This window comes from Peterkaempfera bronchialis, from assembly GCF_003258605.2.
Lineage (GTDB): Bacteria > Actinomycetota > Actinomycetes > Streptomycetales > Streptomycetaceae > Peterkaempfera > Peterkaempfera bronchialis.
Window position 1 is genome coordinate 4,785,269 of record NZ_CP031264.1, and the last position, 19,145, is coordinate 4,804,413.

Consider the following 19,145-nt stretch of genomic DNA (forward strand, 5'->3'; position numbering starts at 1 on the left):
GTCAACGCTCCTGGTGGTCGGGCCCGTAGGCGCCGTTACCGAATGCTCCGGTCCCGCTGTCCGGGAATCCGCCGGGCCTGCCCTGGTGGGGGTCGGCGGCTCCGGCCCGGCGGCCCTGCTGGATGCCGCGGCGCAGGTTGGTGAGCCGGCCGCGCACCTCCTCGGGCGCCCGGGAGACCTGGGGGCCTCCCAGCGGTGCCTGCTCCGCCGTGCCTGCCACGAGGTTGGCTCGTGGCACCCGGCGGGGAAGGCCGGACGAGGTGATCCCGTCCGACGCCGGCTCGCGCACCTGCTCGGCACGCCGCCAGCGCTCGTCATTGGCCGAGGAACGCCACGGCGCGTCGCCCGGGCCCTCGGCGGTGGGGGGCATCGGCGCCCGGTCCACGGGCCGGCCGGCTGCCGGTCGCGGGGCGTCGGCGGTCCGCTGCCGGGGGGCGCCGGGGGCCGGGCGGGAGACGCCCCGGACCGGCTCCTGGGGTGCCTGCGGCGCCTGGGGTGCCTGCGGTGCCATGGGGGCGGCGGCCCGGTCCTCGTTGACGTGGACCGCGCGCATCCGACCGGCCGCACCGGTGCGGAACCAGTTGGACTCCATCGCCTCGAAGATCGGCGATCCCGCGTCCCCGGCCGACTGCTGCACCGCTTCGGCGCTCATCGGACGGGTGAGCGGGTCCGAGTCGCTGCCCGGCGGCAGCGCCATCGGCTGCTGCGGCGCTGCGGGGACGGCCGGTCGGCCGCCCTGCTGCTGGGCGTGGTGCTGCTGGGCGTGGTGCTGCGGGTGCTGGTGCTGGACCGGCGCGGGCGGCTGCGGGGCCGGCGGCTGGGGAGCCGGCGGTACCGGGCCGAGGCCCAGCGGGTCGCGCGGGTCGATCTCGGCCTCGTAGTTCGGCCGCGGGAACTGCACGGTGCTGTCGAGCGCGTTGGCCGGGGCCGGGCCCGACGCCTGGGGGTTGGCCGGCTGGGGGTTGGGCAGCTGGTGACGGGGCGCCTGCTGCTGGGGCATCTGCTGCTGCGGCATCTGGTGGGATGCCTGCTGCTGCGTCTGCTGGTGCGGTGCCTGCTGCTGCGGCGCCTGGGGAGCGAACCCCCGGGCGCGCTGCTCGGCCTCCTGGTCCGGGCCGGGCCGGTACTGCTGCGGTCCACGGCCGCCGGCCTGCGGGGCCTGTCCGCCGCGCGGGTCGGGACCCGCGGTGCTGTGCTGGGTGCGCTCCGCGGCCCAGACACCGTCGTTGTTCGGCAGCTCGGCGGTCGGCATCGGCTGCTGCGGGCGCTGGCCGGGGCCCTGCGGCTGGCGGCCGGGGTCGGCGGCCGGGCGGCCACCGCGCTGCGGACCGGTCGGCGGCGTCGGGGACTGCCCGCCGTCGCGGGTCGGCAGACCGGCCGGGGCCTGCCCCGGGCCGCCCTGCGGGCGCCCGCCGGTGCCGATCTGCGGACGCTGGGCGCCGCCCTGGCCGAGCAGGCCGGCCGGAGCGTCGGCGCCGGGCACCGCGCGCTGGCGCGGGGTCGGACCGGCACCGCGCTGCTTGCCGCCCGCACCGCCGCGACCGCCGCCACGGCGGTCGGCGGCGTTGGTGACGTCCACCGGCAGCATGACCAGGGCGGTGGTGCCGCCGGAGTCGCTGGGGCGCAGCTGGATGCGGATGCCGTGCCGCAGGGAGAGCCGACCGACCACGAAGAGGCCCATGCGGCGGGAGACCGAGACGTCCACCACCGGCGGGTTCGCCAGCCGCTCGTTGATGTCGGCCAGGTCGTCGGGGGAGAGGCCGATACCGGTGTCGTGGATCTCGACCAGCACCCGGCCGTCCGGCAGGGCGTGGCCGGTCACCCGGACGCGGGTCTGCGGGCTGGAGAACGAGGTCGCGTTCTCCAGCAGCTCGGCGAGCAGGTGGACGAGGTCGTTGACGACCCGGCCGGCGACGTCCGCCGACGGCACCGAGGCCAGCTCGATGCGCTCGTACTGCTCCACCTCGGAGGCGGCGGCGCGGAGCACGTCGACCAGCGGGACCGGGCGGGTCCAGCGGCGGCCGGGGTCCTCGCCCGCGAGGACCAGCAGGTTCTCACCGTTACGGCGCATACGGGTCGCCAGGTGGTCCAGCTTGAAGAGGCTGGCCAGCTGGTCCGGGTCGGCCTCGCGGCTCTCCAGTTCGGAGATCAGCGAGAGCTGACGCTGGATCAGGCCCTGGCTGCGGCGCGAGAGGTTGGTGAACATCGCGTTGATGTTGCCTCGCAGCAGCGCCTGCTCGGCGGCGAGGCGGACGGCCTCGCTGTGCACCATGTCGAAGGCGTGGGCCACATGGCCGATCTCGTCGGTGGAGTCGATGCCCACCTTCTCGACGGTGACGTCCACGTCCTGCGGGTCGGCCTCGGAGAGGGTCTTGACCAGCTCGGGGAGACGGCGCTCGGCGACGTCCTCGGCCGACTCCTGGAGGCGGGTCAGCGAGCGCACCATGGAACGGGCCACCAGGGCGGCGCCAGCCACCGCGACCAGCAGCACCAGGGCGATCAGCACACCGTTGATGATGGCGTCGGTCTGCGCCTCGGAGCGCAGATCGGCGGCCTGGCTCTGCATCTGCTCCAGCAGCCGGGTCTCGATGGAGTGCATCGCGCTGATCTTGGCGCTGGCCGTGTTGTACCACTCCAGGTAGGTCATCGGCGCGACCTGCTGGATGCCGTTGGTGGTGAGGACCTGCTCCGAGTAGCGGTCGGAGATCTTGATCTCGGCGTTGAGGTTCAGCGGTGCCAGCAGCGCCTGGGACCGCTCGGTCCCGTAGATCGCCTTGAAGGTGTTGAGCGAGCTCTCGACGTCGGTACGGAGCGAGGAGCCGAAGCTCTCGTCGCTGCCGCTCAGGCTGATCGGACTGCGCGCGAAGCCCGCACTGATCAGCGCCCGCTGCATGGAGACGCTCTCCTTGGCGAGGGAGAACTGCTCCAGTGCGCGGGTGGACTCGATCAGATCCGGGTTGCTGGAGCTGAGCGCCATGTCCTGGCTGATCGCGATCAGACCCTTGATCACCGCGTCATAGCCGGTGATCGTGGCCTGGAGGTTGGTCGACTGCTTGTAGGCCGAGTCGCGCAGCGTGGTCAGCCGGTTGACGTCCGACTTGATCTGGGTCAGCAGCGCGTTGGCGCCGGGCAGCTCCAGTGCCTCGAACTCCGCCGCCGCGGCCATGTACGACCGGTAGAGGGTGTCGGTCTCCTTACGAGCCGTCAGGACGTCGTCGTCGTTGCGGTGGTTCTGGATGAAGGGACCGGCGCTGAGGTCGCGTTCGGTCTGGATGGCGTCGGCGACCGCCGTTGCCTTGCTCGCCAGGGTGCTGAGGCCGGCCATCCGATCCAGGTCGCGCGCGTTCTGGAGCGACGACTGGATACGCAGACCGCCCAGGATCAGGGCGGCGATGACGGGCAGCGTCAGCAGCGCGATGAGTCGGGTACGGATACGCCAGTTGCGCAGCGCGAAGCGGCGCATACCGGTGGCCTTGCGTCGGGCATTTGCGCGGTCGAGGCGTGCCCGGGTTCGCGCCCGGCGGCTCTCGTTACTGCCGTCCGGAGCGGGGTCGGAGCCGGCCCCGCGAGCGCCCGGGGCTCCCGGAGCAGCTTTTGAGCCTGCCTGCTGGGGGGTCGCAGCGGGCTCGCGCTCCTCCGGGTCACCCGCGGCGCCGCCACCCCTTTTGAAACGTCCCTGCACTAGCGTCGCAACCTCTGGACCAGGCGTCCCCCGCGTTGCCGCGGCGGGACGGTGTCGAGTTCGATTCCGCAACCCCGGATCGTCCGGGTCTGCCCGGGGCCGCCGTTTCGGCCCCCTGCGCTGCTCAGCGCTCCGGAGGATTCGCCTCCGGCGGTCCGTGGAATTCCAGCACAGCGGCGGATCTCCAACAAGGGGCGACGCAGCGTGTTCGACGCGACCACGCTGTGCGCACCACCGATGACGCACTGTGTGCCGGTGTTGCTGGAATACCGCATCTTTCGGACACGCGGCAGCCGGAGTCTATGCGGCCTGCGTGACATGCCTCGGGCGGAATGCCTGGACTGTTCCCGATGTCGGAAAATCGAAGGGTGCCCAAATGTCCCGAATGTCGCTTTCTGTGACCAAATTGTGACCAAAATCACAGGCTGGTATATAGCTTCGCTCACAGTGCCTGTGGAAAGAGATCTCTAATCTGGCGCGTGCAGGGACCTGAAAGACGGGAGTGGCATCGGTTGCAGGCGGGTGCCTCCCGGAGTACTGCCCCGTTCGACAGGCCCTGACACCACCGCCGCCGGTTCGATGACAAGTAGGGGTCACGCGTGTCCATGAAGACGACCATGAGCTTCCGCCCGACGGCCAACCCGCGCCGCACCACGCTCGCCTCGGTCGAGGGCTTCGAGGTGCTGCCCGCCCAGGCCGCCGACCAGCGCGAGCCTCGGCCGCTGCCGGAGAGCACCGCCAACCCGCGCCGCACCACCCTCATGGAGGTGCCGGGCCGCGAGGGCTGACGCATCCCGTACCGGGGGCGCCGGCACCCGCCGCGAGGGCGGGTCCGGCGCCCCCGCCGCGTCCCCGGGGACGCACCGTCTGTCCGCTCTATATGCGCACACCTCGGCGGCGGTCTCCGGTGAGCCTCCGGCGCAGGTGCCGCGATAGCCTGGGAGGACGATCAGCCGCCGACCCAAGGAGCCCGGCCACCCGTGCGTATCGCCCGATTCTCCATCGACGGGAATGTCTCCTTCGGCGTGGTCGAGGGCGAGGCCGAGCGGCCCGACTCGCTCGTCGTGCACGCCCTGGCCGGCCACCCCTTCGGCCCGCCCCAGCCGACCGGCGAGATCCACCGGCTCGCCGACGTCCGGCTGCTCACCCCGATGCTGCCCAACAAGATCGTGGCGGTGGGCCGCAACTACGCCGCCCACGCCGCCGAGCTGGGGAACGAGGTGCCGGAGGTCCCGCTGACCTTCTTCAAGCCCTCCACCGCCGTGATCGGCCCCACCGAGTCCATCGCGTACCCGCCGTTCTCCTCCGACGTCCACTACGAGGCCGAACTGGCCGTGGTCATCGGCCGGATGTGCCGGGAGGTCCCGGCGGCCCGGGTGCCCGAGGTGGTCTTCGGCTACACCTGCGCCAATGACGTCACCGCCCGCGACGTCCAGCAACGCGAGGGCCAGTGGGCCAGGGCCAAGGGCTTCGACACCTCCTGCCCACTCGGCCCGTGGATCGAGACCGACCTCGACCCCGCCGACCTGGCCGTCACCTGCACGGTCAACGGCGAGCTCCGGCAGGCGGGGCGCACCTCCCAGATGGTGCGCTCGGTCGCGGACCTGGTCGTCCACATCTCCGAGGCGATGACGCTCCTCCCGGGCGACGTCATCCTCACCGGCACCCCCGCAGGCGTGGGCCCGCTCCACGTCGGCGACGAGGTCGCCGTCTCCATCGAAGGCATCGGCACTCTCACCAACAAGGTGATCAAGCGTGGTTAACGCAATCCCGGACCCGACCGTCCGGGTCCGCTTCTGCCCCTCCCCGACCGGCAACCCGCATGTCGGCCTGGTCCGGACCGCCCTGTTCAACTGGGCCTTCGCCCGGCACCACGGCGGCACCCTGGTCTTCCGCATCGAGGACACCGACGCGGCCCGCGACTCCGAGGAGTCCTACCAGCAGCTGCTGGAGGCCATGCGCTGGCTCGGCTTCGACTGGGATGAGGGCCCCGAGGTGGGCGGCCCGCACGCGCCGTACCGGCAGTCGCAGCGGATGGACATCTACGCCGACGTCGCCCGCCGGCTGCGCGAGGCCGGCCACGCCTATGAGTGCTTCTGCACCACCGAGGAGCTGGACGCCCGCCGCGAGGCGGCCCGCGCCGCCGGCCGGCCGTCCGGATACGACGGCCACTGCCGCGACCTGACCGCCGAGCAGCAGTCCGCCTACCGCGACGAGGGCCGCGAGCCCATCGTGCGGTTCCGGATGCCGGACACCACCATCACCTTCGACGACCTGGTGCGCGGCGAGCTGACCTTCGAGCCGGAGCATGTGCCGGACTACGGCATCGTGCGCGCCAACGGCGCCCCGCTCTACACCCTGGTCAACCCGGTGGACGACGCCCTGATGGGGATCACCCATGTGCTCCGGGGCGAGGACCTGCTCTCCTCGACGCCCCGCCAGATCGCGCTCTACGCCGCGCTCGGCGAGATCGGCGTCGGCAGCGGCACCGCCCCGCACTTCGGCCATCTGCCGTATGTGATGGGCGAGGGCAACAAGAAGCTCTCCAAGCGCGACCCGCAGGCGTCGCTCAACCTCTACCGCGAGCGCGGCTTCCTCCCCGAGGGGCTGCTCAACTACCTGGCGCTGCTGGGCTGGTCGCTCGCCGAGGACCGCGACCTGTTCTCCATGGCGGAGATGGTCGCCGCCTTCGACATCGCCAAGGTGAACGCCAACCCGGCGCGCTTCGACCTCAAGAAGGCCGAGGCGATCAACGCCCACCATCTGCGTGAGCTGCCCGCCGACGAGTTCGCCCGCCGGCTGGTGCCCTTCCTCCAGGCGGCCGGGCTGCTGCCGGCGGAGCCCACCGCCGAGCAGTTGGCGCTGCTGGGCCGCGCCGCTCCGCTGACCCAGGAGCGGATGACCGTGCTCGGCGAGGTCGTCGGCATGCTGGGCTTCCTCTTCGCCTCGCCGGACGACTTCGCGGTCGACCCGGCCGATGCGCAGAAGGTGCTCACCGCCGACGCCCGCCCGGTGCTGGAGGCCGGTGTCAAGGCGCTGGAGGAGGTGGCCGACTTCACCCCGGAGCCCATCCAGGCGGCGCTGCGCGAGGCCCTGGTGGAGGGGCTCGGGATCAAGCCCAAGTTCGCCTTCACCCCGCTGCGGGTCGCGGTGACCGGCCGCCGGGTCTCCCCGCCGCTCTTCGAGTCGATGGAGCTGCTGGGGCGCGCGGAGACGCTGCGCCGCCTGCGGGCCGCCCTGGAGCTGATCCCGACCGGCGACAGCTGACCGATGGCGCTCGCAGGGGTCCTCTGGGACGTCGACGACACGCTCTTCGACTACACCGGCGCCGAGCGCACCGGCATCCTGCGCCACCTCACCACCGAGGGCCTGCTCGCCGACGAGCAGGCCCTCGGCCGTTGGCGGACCGTGATGGAGGAGGTGTACGCGCGGTTCGAGGCGGGCGAACTGACCTGGCTGGAGCACCGCCGGGAGCGCGCCCGGCGCTTCCTGGACGACCCGCTGCTCTCCGACGAACATGCCGACTCCTGGTTCGCCGGCTATGTGCGGCACTACGAGGACGCCTGGTGCCTCTTCCCCGATGTGCTGCCCGCCCTGGAGGCTCTGGACGGCCGCTACCGGCACGGCGTGCTCTCCAACTCCTCGCTCGTCCACCAGGAGCGCAAGCTGCGCCGGCTGGGCCTGCGAGCCCGCTTCGACTGCCTGCTCTGCTGCGACGGGCTGGGGTTCGCCAAACCGGACCCCCGGGCCTTCACCGCCGCCTGCGACACGCTGGGCCTGCCGCCGCACCGGATCGCCTATGTCGGCGACCGGCTGGACGCGGACGCCCTCGGTGCGCGCGACGCCGGACTGCATGGAATCTGGCTGGATCGGACCGGTACGGCCGAGGAGCCGCCCGACGGCGTGCACCGCATCCGCACCCTGGCCGACTTGCCCGCGCGCCTGCGCCTTATCGATTTGGGAGCCGCGCCGGGCATCGGGTAATGTTCTTCCTGCGCCGCCCGGGAGGGCCCGGAAGGGTAGGACCAGGAAGCGCAAGCCAAGCGAAGCTCCTCGGAGCCGAGCAGTGGGGTATGGGGTAATTGGCAGCCCGACGGATTCTGGCTCCGTTAGTCTAGGTTCGAGTCCTGGTACCCCAGCGAGAGTTCTCGCTGGCCACGGCCCTCCGATTGCGGAGGGCCGGGCCATGAGGGCTCCGCCGCAAGATCAGGCCCCCGTTGTGTAGCGGCCTAGCACGCTGCCCTCTCAAGGCAGTAGCGCCGGTTCGAATCCGGTCGGGGGTACGCTTGACACTTCCGCTCCGGTCACTCGGAGCGGGGGACCTGGTTCCCGCCCCCGTTGTGTAGCGGCCTAGCACGCTGCCCTCTCAAGGCAGTAGCGCCGGTTCGAATCCGGTCGGGGGTACCAGCCAGGCCCGCCCCCGTTGTGTAGCGGCCTAGCACGCCGCCCTCTCAAGGCGGTAGCGCCGGTTCGAATCCGGTCGGGGGTACTGATGGGGTATGGGGTAATTGGCAGCCCGACGGATTCTGGCTCCGTTAGTCTAGGTTCGAGTCCTGGTACCCCAGCGAGATGAATCGCTGGTCATATGCTCAAGGCCCCCGGCTTAGCCGGGGGCCTTCGTGCTTTCCGGGCCGACCTGCCCTTTCGGGTTGACGCGCCACGCCGACACGCCCGGGCCCGCAGCCCGCCGTGGCGGACTCCGGACTCCGGGCCGGCGGGCGGCCTCAGCCGCGCCGCAGCGCGTCGGTGAGCCGGTTGGCGGCCTCGATGATGGCCTGGGCGTGCAGCCGACCCGGGTGGCGGGTCAGCCGCTCGATGGGACCGGAGACGGAGACAGCCGCCACGACCCGGTTGGACGGGCCGCGTACGGGGGCCGAGACCGACGCCACGCCGGGCTCCCGCTCGCCGATGGACTGGGCCCAGCCGCGCCGCCGTACCCCGGAGAGGGCGGTGGCCGTGAAGCGGGCGCCCTGGAGGCCGCGGTGCAGCCGCTCGGGCTCCTCCCAGGCCAGCAGCACCTGGGCGGCGGAGCCCGCCTTCATCGGGAGGGTGGAGCCCACCGGCACGGTGTCGCGCAGACCGGAGAGCCGCTCGGCCGCCGCCACGCAGATCCGCATGTCGCCCTGGCGGCGGTAGAGCTGGGCGCTCTCGCCGGTGACGTCGCGCAGGTGGGTGAGCACCGGCCCGGCGGTGGCCAGCAGCCGGTCCTCGCCGGCGGCGGCGGCCAGTTCGGCGAGCCGCGGACCCAGGATGAAACGCCCCTGCATGTCCCGGGTGACCAGGCGGTGATGCTCAAGGGCGACCGCCAGGCGGTGCGCGGTGGGTCGTGCCAGTCCGGTGGCGGCGACGAGTCCGGCCAGGGTGGCGGGGCCGGACTCCAGAGCGCTCAGCACCAGAGCCGCCTTGTCGAGAACGCCGACGCCGCTAGAGTTGTCCATGCCCTGATATTGCAGTCTCAGATCGCGAGACGCAAGTTCAATATCCCGGGATCTCCGTCACTCTTGGAGCAGCAGCCCGGGAACCGCCAGCGAACAGACGCGGCGGCGGGGCGGCGACGCCACACGAACAGGCCGGCAGTGCGGCCGGCCGGAGGGAAAGCGATGGGACGGACACTCGCGGAGAAGGTCTGGGACGACCACGTCGTCAGGCACGCCGATGGCGAGCCCGACCTGCTCTACATCGATCTGCACCTGCTGCACGAGGTGACCAGCCCGCAGGCGTTCGACGGCCTCCGGCTGGCAGGGCGCAAGGTCCGGCGAACCGACCTCACGATCGCCACCGAGGACCACAACACGCCCACTCTCGACATCGACAAGCCCATCGCCGACCCGGTCTCGCGCACCCAGCTGGAGACGCTGCGCCGCAACGCCGCGGAGTTCGGCGTCCGCATCCACTCGCTGGGCGACGTGGAGCAGGGCGTGGTGCATGTGGTCGGCCCGCAGCTGGGCCTGACCCAGCCCGGCACCACCGTGGTCTGCGGCGACAGCCACACCTCCACCCACGGCGCCTTCGGCGCGCTGGCGTTCGGCATCGGCACCAGCCAGGTGGAGCACGTCCTGGCCACCCAGACGCTGCCGCTGGCGCCGTTCCGGACCATGGCGATCACCGTCGAGGGGGAGCTGCCCGAGGGCGTCACCGCCAAGGACCTCATCCTGGCCATCATCGCCAGGATCGGCACCGGCGGCGGCCAGGGCTACGTCCTGGAGTACCGGGGCTCGGCCATCCGCAACCTCTCCATGGAGGCGCGGATGACGATCTGCAACATGTCCATCGAGGCGGGCGCCCGGGCCGGCATGATCGCCCCCGACGAGACCACCTTCGCCTACCTCAAGGGCCGCCCGCACGCCCCGCAGGGCGAGGACTGGGACGCCGCGGTCGCCTACTGGAAGACCCTGGCCACCGACGAGGACGCGGTCTTCGACCACGAGGTCTACATCGACGCGAGCGAGTTGACCCCGTTCGTCACCTGGGGCACCAACCCCGGCCAGGGCGCCCCGCTGGGCGCCAGCGTCCCGGACCCGGCCTCCTACACCGACCCCTCCGAGCGCACCGCCGCCGAGAACGCCCTGCGCTATATGGGCCTCACCGCCGGCACCCCGCTGCGCGAGGTCGCGGTGGACGCCGTCTTCGTCGGCTCCTGCACCAACGGCCGGATCGAGGACCTGCGCGCCGCCGCCGACATCCTCAGGGACCGCAAAGTCGCCGACGGGGTGCGGATGCTGGTCGTCCCCGGCTCGGTACGGGTCGCCCTCCAGGCGATCGAGGAGGGCCTGGACAAGGTCTTCACCGCCGCCGGCGCCGAGTGGCGGCACGCCGGCTGCTCGATGTGCCTGGGCATGAACCCGGACCAGCTGGCCCCCGGTGAGCGCTGCGCCTCCACCTCCAACCGCAACTTCGAGGGACGGCAGGGCAAGGGGGGCCGCACCCACCTGGTCTCCCCCCAGGTCGCCGCCGCCACCGCCGTACTGGGTCGACTGGCCGCACCGGCCGACCTGAACGACCGCAGCTTTGTGGAGGTCTGAGACCGATGGAGAAGTTCACCACCCACACCGGCCGGGCCGTCCCGCTGCGCCGCAGCAATGTCGACACCGACCAGATCATCCCCGCGCACTGGCTGAAGAAGGTCACCCGCAACGGCTTTGAGGGCGGCCTCTTCGAGGCGTGGCGCAAGGACCCCGAGTTCGTGCTCAACCGGCCGGAGCGGCAGGGCGCCAGCGTGCTGGTGGCCGGACCCGAGTTCGGTACCGGCTCCTCCCGTGAGCACGCGGTCTGGGCGCTCCAGAACTACGGCTTCCGGGCCGTGATCTCCTCCCGGTTCGCCGACATCTTCCGGGGCAACTCGCTGAAGAACGGCCTGCTCACGGTGATCCTGCCGCAGGAGACCGTGGAGCGGCTCTGGGCGCTCGTCGAGGCCGACCCGACCGCCGAGATCACCGTCGACCTGGAGGCCCGCCAGGTCCGCGCCGAGGGCGTCACCGCCGACTTCGAGCTCGACGAGAACGTCCGCTGGCGGCTGCTCAACGGCCTGGACGACATCGGCATCACGCTCGGGCACGAGGACGACATCGCCGCCTTCGAGGCGTCCCGCCCGTCGTTCAAGCCGCGCACCCTGCCGGTCGCCTGACCGCCGCGCCACACCCGGCCGATGGCCCCCGATGGCCCGTTCCCCGCTCCGGCGGGGGGCGGGCCATCGGCCGTCACTGGCACAATCGAGCCATGGACCGGCGCCGTGAATCCCCGTGCGAGCACGGCGAGAGCGGGCCACAGGAGGTCGCGCTCTACGCCCTCGTGGCCGAGCGGTTGAAGCATGCGCACACCCGGGTGCGTGCGCTGAACGTGTCCGAGGAAACCAGGACCGTACTGGTCCGGCGGCTGCTGGCGGTCACCGAGGCCGCGAAGCGGGATCTCCCCGCCGCAGCACGGAGGTTGGGCCGCATCCTGGCCGATCTGGAGGCCGGGCGGTTGCCCCCGAGGCCCCGCCGCTGATGCACAAATCCATTGCGACACTAGGGTGATTCGCCCGTTTGGTAATTGCCAGACCGTATATAGATGCCTAACGTGCGAATTGCGCTGGTGGATTCATCGGCGTGCCGGTTTCCGAAGGGGAAGACGTGAACAAGGCACAGCTTGTCGAAGCGGTGGCCGAGCAGCTCGGTGGTCGTAGGGCCGCCGCAGAGGCAGTGGACGCTGTGCTCGACACCATCGTCCGGGCCGTGGTGGCCGGTGACCGGGTCTCGGTCACCGGCTTCGGCACTTTCGAGAAGGTGGACCGCTCCGCGCGGTTCGCCCGCAACCCGCAGACCGGTGAGAAGGTCCGGGTCAAGAAGACCTCCGTCCCCCGGTTCCGTCCCGGCCAGGGATTCAAGGACCTGGTGAGCGGCAGCAAGAAGCTGCCCAAGGAGGGCCCCTCGGTGAAGAAGGCGCCCAAGGGCTCCCTCACCCCGGGCAAGTCCGGGACGACCGCCGCAGTGAAGCGCGCGGCTGCCAAGCGGACCGCCGCCGCAGCCCCGGCGGAGGCGGCGGCCACCGCGCGGCCCACGAAGAAGGCGGCGGCCAAGAAGGCCACCGCAGCCAGGAAGGCCGCAGCGAAGAAGGCGGCGCCCGCCGCCAAGAAGGCCACCGCTGCGGCTGCCCCGGCGAAGAAGGCCGCCACCACGAAGGCTGCCGCGGCGGCGAAGAAGACGGCCGCCAAGAAGGCCGGCGCGGCCAAGAAGACCACAGCGAAGAAGACGGCGGCGAAGAAGTCCTCGGCCGCCGCCAAGAAGACGGCACCCGCCCGTAAGACGGCGGCGCGCAGGGCGGTCACCCGCAAGATCGCGGCACCGGCCGGCTGAACCCGCAGCACCCACCGGAGCCGCCCACCGAGGATGCCGACCGAAGCCGCCGACCGAAGCCCCCACCGAGAATGCCGACCGAAGCCGCAGGCCGCAGGGCGCTGCGGCTTCGTCGTGTGGAGGCGCCCCGGGGCAGAGATGTCCCAGGCTCAGGTGTCCCGGGCTCGGCTGCCCCGGGCTCAGGCGCCCGGGTCGGGGAAGGTCTGGAGGGTGAGGAAGACCACGCGCCGGGCCTCGCCCTCGCCCTCCGTACGGATCCGCACCCGCTGCCCGGGCCGCAGCAGCCGCAGGCCGCCCGCGTCGAAGGCCGCCGCGTCGAACGGCACCGGCGTCCCGTCGTCGAGCAGCACCGAACCGGAGCGCGTGTCGGGGGAGAAGGTGAAAGCCGTGGCCTGCATGGGATCAGCGTAGTCGGCGGTCCGCAGCCCCTCCGGCCCGGCCTGCCAACGCACCGGCCACCGCCGCCGTGTGCGGCCCCACCCCCAGTACCAGCGCCTCCGCCAGGTCCTCCCCGGTGTCCACGTCCCGCCGCACCGAGGGGACGTCCGCCAGCTCGATCTCCCGGGCGCCGGAGGCCCGGTGGCGTGCCCGCGAGGCGCCCCCGAAGGCCGGTCCGGGCGCGACCCCCGGCGCGGCGGCCAGCAGTGTGGTGCCCACCCCCGGGGTGTCGGCGAGGAACGCCCGCCCGCCCAGCGGCACCAGGGCCAGCACCCGCGCCAACTCGTCCGCGCGCAGCGCCGGCAGGTCGGCGGAGAGCGCCGCCACCGGACTGCCGGGCGCCCGCCGACGGGCCTGCTCGGCGCCGTACGCCAGCGCCGCGTTGAGTCCCCGTCCGGGCTCGTCCGCAGTCACCAGGGCGCCGACGGCAGCCAGCGCCGCCCCCGCCAGCGGATCGTCGGTCACCACCAGCACCCGGGCCACCGCCGGGCAGCGCAGCGCCGCCGCCACCGTGTCCAGGGCGAAGGCCAGCGCCAGTTCGCCGCGCAGCCCGCCCGCGTGCGGAGCGAGCCGGCTCTTGGCGACCGCCAGCGGCTTCAGCGGCAGCACCAGGGACCAGTCGGCGGGGGGAACGCAGCCGGCCGTAGGGGAGGGGCGTACGGTGTCCTGGTTCATCGGCGCCATTCTGGTACCGCCGGGTGCCCGAGGGCTCCGGCCGAGGGCCCGCCGGACGTGCGTTTCGTCACGTGCGCCCGGTCGCGGAGGACGGTTCCTCGACAGCCGGCGAAGCAGCGGGACACACTTGTCCGGCCGCAGCCACCGGGCCGGTGGAGGTTTCCTCCCGGCCCGCCGCCGGGCAGATCGGGGGAACGGCACAGCGAATCGCGGCCCGCAGGGGGCCGCGCAGGCAGAGGAGGACCTGGGGTGGCCCGCCGCTCTCAATCCGGATACGGCTTCTGGTACCGCTTGACGGCCGTGCTGGCGAAGCCGCCGCTCGTCCTTCTCACCAAGCGGGAGTGGCGCGGCTGGGAGCACCTCCCGGCCGAGGGCGGCTTTGTCGTCGCGGTGAACCACATCTCCTACTTCGACCCGCTGACCTATGCGCACTTCCAGTACAACAGCGGTCGGCCGCCCCGCTTCCTGGCCAAGTCCGGGCTCTTCGCCATCCCTTTTGTGGGCATGATGCTGCGTAACACCGGCCAGATCCCGGTCTTCCGGGAGTCCACGGACGCCGCGCACGCCTTCCGCGCCGCGCTCGCCGCCGCCGAGCGGGGCGAGTGCGTGGCCGTCTACCCCGAGGGCACCCTCACCCGCGACCCCGACCTGTGGCCGATGACCGGCAAGAGCGGCGCGGCCAGGATCGCGCTGATGACCGGGGTGCCGGTGATCCCGGTCGCCCAGTGGGGCGCCCAGGAGATCGTCCCGCCGTACGCCAAGGGCGGGCGGGGGAACCGGCGGTTCCGCCCGTTCCCCCGGCACCGGGTGACGGTGGTCGCCGGTCCGCCGGTGGACCTCTCCCGGCATCAGGGCAAGGACCTCACCGCCGAGGTGCTGCGCGACGCCACCGAGGACATCATGGCCGCGATCACCGCACTGCTGGAGGAGCTGCGCGGCGAAAAGGCCCCTGCCGTCCGCTTCGACCTGCGCCGCAGCGCCAGGCAGCGCCGGGCCGAGCGGGCCGCCGAGGCTGCCGTGGACGCGGCCTCGGGCAAGGCGGCGATGGCCGAGGCCGTCGCCGAAGCCGCCGCCGAGGTCACCGTCGAGGAGCCCGCCGCCGAGCCCGCCGCCGAGGGGACCGCCAAGTGACCCGCTGCGCCGTCTTCGGCACCGGCTCCTGGGGTACCGCCTTCGCCATGGTGCTGGCCGACGCCGGCTGCGAGGTGACCCTCTGGGGACGCCGCGCCGAGCTGGCCGACGCCGTCAACCGCACCCATGTCAACCCCGACTACCTGCCGGGCGTGCGCCTTCCGGCGGGGATCACCGCCACCGCCGACCCGGCGGAGGCCGCCGCCGGTGCGGAGTTCGCCGTGCTCGCGGTGCCCTCGCAGACGCTGCGCGGCAACCTGGCGACCTGGGCGCCGCTGCTGGAGCCGGACACCGTCCTGGTCAGCCTGATGAAGGGCATCGAGCTGGGCACCACCAAGCGGATGAGCGAGGTGATCGCCGAGGTCGCCGACGCCGGGCCGGACCGGGTCGCCGTGGTCAGCGGACCCAACCTGGCCCCGGAGATCGCCGGCCGCCGACCCGCCGCCTCCGTGGTGGCCTGCGCCGACGAGGACGTGGCCAAGCGCCTTCAGGCGGCCTGCCACACCGGCTACTTCCGCCCGTACACCAACACCGACGTGGTCGGCTGCGAGCTGGGCGGCGCGGTGAAGAATGTGATCGCGCTGGCCGTCGGCATGGCCGACGGCATGGGCCTGGGCGACAACGCCAAGGCGTCGCTGATCACCCGGGGCCTGGCCGAGACCACCCGCCTGGGCCTGGCGATGGGCGCCCACCCGTACACCTTCGCCGGTCTGGCGGGCATGGGCGACCTGGTCGCCACCTGCTCCTCGCCGCTCTCCCGCAACAACACCTTCGGTACCAACCTGGGGCGCGGCATGACGGTGGCCGAGACCATCGCCGCCACCAGCCAGACCGCCGAGGGCGTCAAGTCCTGCCAGTCGGTGCTGGACCTGGCCCGCCGGGTCGGCGTGGAGATGCCGATCACCGAGGCGGTGGTGGACGTGGTGCACCACGGCACGCCCACCCGGCTGGTACTCAAGGAGCTGATGTCGCGCTCCGCGAAGCCCGAACGGTAGGAGCCGACGGTGCGAAACCTGATGCCGGGTCCGGCGGACGGCCCCATCCGCCGCATGGCGCACACCCGCACGACAGCCAACGGGCCGCACGGTAGTGTCGGGCTCGATATGAGCATCGAACCGACCTTCTCGAACCCGGAGGGCGGCGCCCCTGGGCGCAAGCCCCGCGTCGCGCTCGTCTTCGGCGGGCGCAGCTCCGAGCACGCCATCTCGGTCTCCACTGCGGGCAGTGTGCTGCGCGCCATCGACCGGACGGTCTACGACGTGCTGCCGATCGGCATCACCCATGACGGCCGCTGGTCGCTGACCACCGACGAGTCGTCCCGGATGGCCATCACCGACGGCCGGCTGCCCAGCGTCGAGCAGGTCGCCGAGTCGGCCGAGGGCCAGGTCGTGCTGCCGGTCAGCCCGGCCTCCCGCGAGGTCGTCTGGAACGAGCCGGGCGCCGTGCCCAAGGCGCTGGGCGAGGTCGACGTGGTGCTGCCGCTGCTGCACGGCCCCTGGGGAGAGGACGGCACGCTCCAGGGCCTGCTGGAGCTCTCCGGGGTGCCGTACGTCGGCTCCGGGGTGCTGGCCAGCGCGGTCGGCATGGACAAGGAGTACACCAAGCGGGTCTTCGACTCCTTCGGGCTGGAGGTCGGCCCGTACACGGTGGTCCGCCCCCGCGAGTGGGAGACCGAGGCCGGTCGCGCTGCCGCCCGCGAGCGGGTCGCCGGGCTGGCGATGCCTGTCTTCGTCAAGCCCTGCCGGGCCGGTTCCAGCATGGGCATCACCCTGGTGAAGGACCTCTCCGAGCTGGACGCCGCGATCGAGGAGGCCCGCCGCCACGACCCCAAGGTGATCGTGGAGGAGGGGCTGAGCGGGCGCGAGATCGAGTGCGGGGTGCTGGAGTTCGAGGACGGCCCGAGGGCCAGCCTGCCGGCCGAGATCAAGGTCGGCGGCGAGTTCGAGTTCTATGACTTCGAGGCCAAGTACATCGACTCCTCCGAGGTGGAGGTACCGGCCCGGCTCACCGCCGAGGCGACCGAGCGGGTCCGGCAGCTGGCCGTGCGCGCCTTCGAGGCGCTCGGCTGCGAGGGCCTGGCCCGGGTGGACTTCTTCCTGCTGGAGGACGGCCGCTGGGTCGTCAACGAGATCAACACCATGCCCGGCTTCACCCCCATCTCGGCCTACCCGAAGATGTGGGAGGCGTCCGGCGTGCCCTACCCCGAGCTGATCGACCGGCTGCTCCAGGCGGCGCTGCGCCGCCCCACCGGCCTGCGCTGACCGCGCCGGGGCGCACCGGGTTCACCGGGCTCAGTGGGCGCAGTGGGCTCACTGGGTGAAGCGGGACGGCACGGTCTTCGCCACCGCGTCGGAGAGCTGCGGCAGCACATCGGTCGGGTTGGCGTACGCCCCGGCCCGCACCGTGACCTCCACCGTGGTGCGCCGCTCGACCGTGGTGAAGCGGTAGTCGCCGCCGTCCAGCTTCTCGATCAGCCAGTCCACGTCGTTGACCGTGGCCCCGTCCAGTTCCCGCTGCTCCAGCAGCACCGGCGGCACCGGTACGCCGCACTTCAGCACCGTGCGCGGATCGCTCCGCCAGGCCGCCGTGTACGGCGAGGAGGGCTGCGGGTCGCGGCGGGCCCGACCCTGGAGGGAGTGCGGCAGCGCCCGGTCCAGCGCGCGGCAGAGCGCCGCGCCGCGTGCGTCGGGCACCGGAGGGGGCACCCGGCCGTCGGAGCGCCACCACAGGAAGCCGCCCGCCAGCAGCACACAGAGGACGGTGGAGAGCAGCAGCATGCGGCGGGGCATGGCACCGGCGGGAAGGAACCGGAACCGGGCGAATTCGGTCACCGACCGATCATAGGAGGCCGCTACAGATGGACCACCGGGCAGGTCAGGGTTCTGGTGATGCCCTCCACCTGCTGGATGCGGGCCACCACCAGGCGGCCCAGCTCGTCCACGGTCTCGGCCTCGGCCCGTACGATCACGTCGTACGGCCCGGTGACGTCCTCGGCCCGGATCACCCCGGGGATGTCCGAGATGGTCCCGGCCACGGCCGACGCCTTGCCGACCTCTGTCTGGATCAGGATGTATGCCTGCACCACGGGGGACCTCCCGGCGGCTCGGTGTGGAGATCGTCTCGTCGTTCGACGCCACGCTACCGTGCGGTGCGGCCCCGAGGGGAGACCCGCGTCGCCGCGCGGGGCTACGCTGCGCGCTGGGAGTGCACGCCGTGCGGCCCGCGCGGCGTACTCGACGAGATCCGTGGTCCAGGGAAGGACGGCACATGCAGGGCACCGTGGGCGAGCTCGGCGAGTTCGGGCTCATTCGGGAGCTGACCGCCCGGCTGCCGCACAACCCGTCCGTCGCCCTCGGCCCGGGCGACGACGCCGCCGTGGTGAAGGCGCCCGACGGGCGGGTCGTGGCCACCACGGACGTCCTGCTGGAGGGCCGCCACTTCCGCCGCGACTGGTCCACCGCCTATGACGTGGGCCGCAAGTCCGCCGCCCAGAACCTCGCCGACATCGCGGCCATGGGCGCGGTGCCCACCGCACTGCTGCTCGGCCTGGTCGTCCCCGCCGACCTGCCCGCCACCTGGGCCACCGAGCTGATGGACGGCCTGCGCGACGAGTGCCAGGTGGCCGGCGCCGGGGTGGCCGGCGGCGATGTGGTGCGCGGCGACACGGTGATGCTGGCCATCACGGCCCTGGGCGACCTCCAGGGCCGTACCCCGGTGACCCGGGCCGGCGCCCGGCCGGGCGACCTGGTCGCGGTGACCGGCTGGCTGGGCTGGTCGGCGGCCGGCTACACGGTGCTCTCCCGGGGCTTCCGCTCGCCGCGCGCCTTTGTGGAGGCCCATCGGCGGCCCGAGCCGCCCTACCACGCAGGACCCGCGGCGGCCCGGCTGGGCGCCACCGCCATGATCGACGTCAGCGACGGCCTGATCGCCGACCTCGGGCATGTCGCCACCGCGAGCGGCGTCGACATCGATCTGCGCGCCGCCGACTTCGACGTACCCGCGCAGATGGCCGACATCGGGCAGGCGGTGGGCGTGGACCCGCTGGTCTGGGTGCTCTCCGGCGGCGAGGACCACGCCATCGTGGCGACCTTCCCCCCGGAGACGCCGCTGCCCGCCCGCTGGCGGGTGGTCGGCGAGGTGTCCGCCGCGCGACCGGGTCGCGGCGGCGCGGTCACCGTGGACGGCGCCCCCTGGGACCGGGCCGGCGGCTGGGACCACTTCGCCGGCTAGGCGGTGCCGGACGCCGCATGTCAGGCGGGAGGGGGCGGACTCCGCCTGGGGCGGCGCTGAGCGCGGGGGGGTGTCCGGCGCGTCCAGCCCGGGGTGTGGGCCGTCTTCGGGTATGTCTGGCGTGGTATGCCCGGATTCGGGCGCCCCCCGAGACG

At 72.8% G+C, this 19,145-nt stretch carries 18 protein-coding genes and 5 tRNA genes; 17 read left to right on the plus strand and 6 right to left on the minus strand.

The genetic code is table 11. The annotated features are described in order from the left end of the window. Window position 1: 1 nt before the first annotated feature. On the minus strand, window positions 2-3,463 hold the full coding sequence (locus C7M71_RS21330; RefSeq protein WP_229758832.1) for a sensor histidine kinase: 3,462 nt from the start codon (window positions 3,461-3,463) through the stop codon (window positions 2-4). An 824-nt stretch (window positions 3,464-4,287) separates the two neighbouring features. On the opposite strand from C7M71_RS21330, the gene C7M71_RS21335 reads away from it, so the two are divergent. The 9 genes from C7M71_RS21335 (at window position 4,288) to C7M71_RS21375 (ending at window position 8,247) form a co-directional block, all read left to right on the plus strand. After that, on the plus strand, window positions 4,288-4,470 hold the full coding sequence (locus C7M71_RS21335; RefSeq protein WP_111491170.1) for a hypothetical protein: 183 nt from the start codon (window positions 4,288-4,290) through the stop codon (window positions 4,468-4,470). Between the two features lie 192 nt (window positions 4,471-4,662). Next, window positions 4,663-5,445 carry a fumarylacetoacetate hydrolase family protein gene (locus C7M71_RS21340; RefSeq protein WP_111491154.1) on the plus strand — a complete coding sequence of 261 codons (783 nt, stop codon included), beginning with the start codon at window positions 4,663-4,665 and terminating at the stop codon, window positions 5,443-5,445. Beyond that, window positions 5,438-6,949, plus strand: coding sequence for a glutamate--tRNA ligase (gene gltX, locus C7M71_RS21345; RefSeq protein WP_229758833.1), 1,512 nt, complete (start codon window positions 5,438-5,440; stop codon window positions 6,947-6,949). Before C7M71_RS21340 ends, gltX begins: the two co-directional genes overlap by 8 nt. 3 nt (window positions 6,950-6,952) lie before the next feature. Continuing rightward, complete coding sequence (locus tag C7M71_RS21350) at window positions 6,953-7,666, plus strand: HAD family hydrolase (RefSeq protein ID WP_111491155.1); 714 nt, start codon at window positions 6,953-6,955, stop codon at window positions 7,664-7,666. A gap of 83 nt (window positions 7,667-7,749) precedes the next feature. Further along, window positions 7,750-7,821: transfer RNA gene (locus C7M71_RS21355), tRNA-Gln, on the plus strand. Between the two features lie 71 nt (window positions 7,822-7,892). Then, window positions 7,893-7,965 (plus strand) — tRNA-Glu (locus C7M71_RS21360). A gap of 48 nt (window positions 7,966-8,013) precedes the next feature. Further along, window positions 8,014-8,089: transfer RNA gene (locus C7M71_RS21365), tRNA-Glu, on the plus strand. Between the two features lie 9 nt (window positions 8,090-8,098). Then, window positions 8,099-8,171: transfer RNA gene (locus tag C7M71_RS21370), tRNA-Glu, on the plus strand. Window positions 8,172-8,175: 4 nt separating this feature from the next. Further along, window positions 8,176-8,247: transfer RNA gene (locus C7M71_RS21375), tRNA-Gln, on the plus strand. Window positions 8,248-8,406: 159 nt separating this feature from the next. On the opposite strand, the gene ndgR is transcribed toward C7M71_RS21375, so the two are convergent. After that, on the minus strand, window positions 8,407-9,120 hold the full coding sequence (gene ndgR, locus C7M71_RS21380) for an IclR family transcriptional regulator NdgR (RefSeq protein ID WP_055585585.1): 714 nt from the start codon (window positions 9,118-9,120) through the stop codon (window positions 8,407-8,409). A gap of 162 nt (window positions 9,121-9,282) precedes the next feature. Between ndgR and leuC the strand changes: the two genes are divergently transcribed. The 4 genes from leuC to C7M71_RS21400 all read left to right on the plus strand — a co-directional run bounded on the left by leuC (window position 9,283) and on the right by C7M71_RS21400 (window position 12,516). After that, window positions 9,283-10,704 (plus strand): 3-isopropylmalate dehydratase large subunit, encoded by a 1,422-nt coding sequence (leuC, locus tag C7M71_RS21385; protein ID WP_111491156.1) that lies wholly within the window; start codon window positions 9,283-9,285, stop codon window positions 10,702-10,704. Between the two features lie 5 nt (window positions 10,705-10,709). Next, the gene (gene leuD / locus C7M71_RS21390) at window positions 10,710-11,306 is read left to right on the plus strand and encodes a 3-isopropylmalate dehydratase small subunit (protein ID WP_111491157.1); all 597 of its coding nucleotides are present in this window, start codon (window positions 10,710-10,712) and stop codon (window positions 11,304-11,306) included. 92 nt (window positions 11,307-11,398) lie between these two features. Next, a complete protein-coding gene (locus tag C7M71_RS21395; RefSeq protein WP_111491158.1) occupies window positions 11,399-11,668 on the plus strand; it encodes an SCO5555 family protein in 270 nt (89 codons plus the stop codon). 125 nt (window positions 11,669-11,793) lie between these two features. Then, complete coding sequence (locus tag C7M71_RS21400; RefSeq protein ID WP_111491159.1) at window positions 11,794-12,516, plus strand: HU family DNA-binding protein; 723 nt, start codon at window positions 11,794-11,796, stop codon at window positions 12,514-12,516. Window positions 12,517-12,695: 179 nt separating this feature from the next. Here C7M71_RS21400 and C7M71_RS21405 read toward each other — a convergent pair whose 3' ends face one another. Then, a complete protein-coding gene (locus tag C7M71_RS21405) occupies window positions 12,696-12,914 on the minus strand; it encodes a hypothetical protein (protein ID WP_111491160.1) in 219 nt (72 codons plus the stop codon). 4 nt (window positions 12,915-12,918) lie between these two features. Beyond that, window positions 12,919-13,629 (minus strand): 2-phospho-L-lactate guanylyltransferase, encoded by a 711-nt coding sequence (gene cofC / locus C7M71_RS21410; protein ID WP_111491172.1) that lies wholly within the window; start codon window positions 13,627-13,629, stop codon window positions 12,919-12,921. 249 nt (window positions 13,630-13,878) lie between these two features. Between cofC and C7M71_RS21415 the strand changes: the two genes are divergently transcribed. From C7M71_RS21415 to C7M71_RS21425, 3 genes are all read left to right on the plus strand, one after another. Next, the gene (locus C7M71_RS21415; RefSeq protein WP_111491161.1) at window positions 13,879-14,760 is read left to right on the plus strand and encodes a lysophospholipid acyltransferase family protein; all 882 of its coding nucleotides are present in this window, start codon (window positions 13,879-13,881) and stop codon (window positions 14,758-14,760) included. Then, a complete protein-coding gene (locus C7M71_RS21420) occupies window positions 14,757-15,755 on the plus strand; it encodes an NAD(P)H-dependent glycerol-3-phosphate dehydrogenase (protein ID WP_111491162.1) in 999 nt (332 codons plus the stop codon). Before C7M71_RS21415 ends, C7M71_RS21420 begins: the two co-directional genes overlap by 4 nt. 108 nt (window positions 15,756-15,863) lie before the next feature. Continuing rightward, window positions 15,864-17,021, plus strand: coding sequence for a D-alanine--D-alanine ligase family protein (locus C7M71_RS21425; RefSeq protein ID WP_111491163.1), 1,158 nt, complete (start codon window positions 15,864-15,866; stop codon window positions 17,019-17,021). Window positions 17,022-17,069: 48 nt separating this feature from the next. Here the strand turns inward: C7M71_RS21425 and C7M71_RS21430 are convergent, their stop codons facing one another. Next, window positions 17,070-17,591 carry a DUF3515 domain-containing protein gene (locus tag C7M71_RS21430; protein ID WP_111491164.1) on the minus strand — a complete coding sequence of 174 codons (522 nt, stop codon included), beginning with the start codon at window positions 17,589-17,591 and terminating at the stop codon, window positions 17,070-17,072. Window positions 17,592-17,611: 20 nt separating this feature from the next. Next, on the minus strand, window positions 17,612-17,845 hold the full coding sequence (locus C7M71_RS21435) for an Lrp/AsnC family transcriptional regulator (protein ID WP_111491165.1): 234 nt from the start codon (window positions 17,843-17,845) through the stop codon (window positions 17,612-17,614). A 182-nt stretch (window positions 17,846-18,027) separates the two neighbouring features. Between C7M71_RS21435 and C7M71_RS21440 the strand changes: the two genes are divergently transcribed. Next, entirely contained in the window at window positions 18,028-18,990 is a 963-nt protein-coding gene (locus tag C7M71_RS21440) for a thiamine-phosphate kinase (protein WP_111491166.1), read from the plus strand. Window positions 18,991-19,145 lie beyond the last annotated feature (155 nt).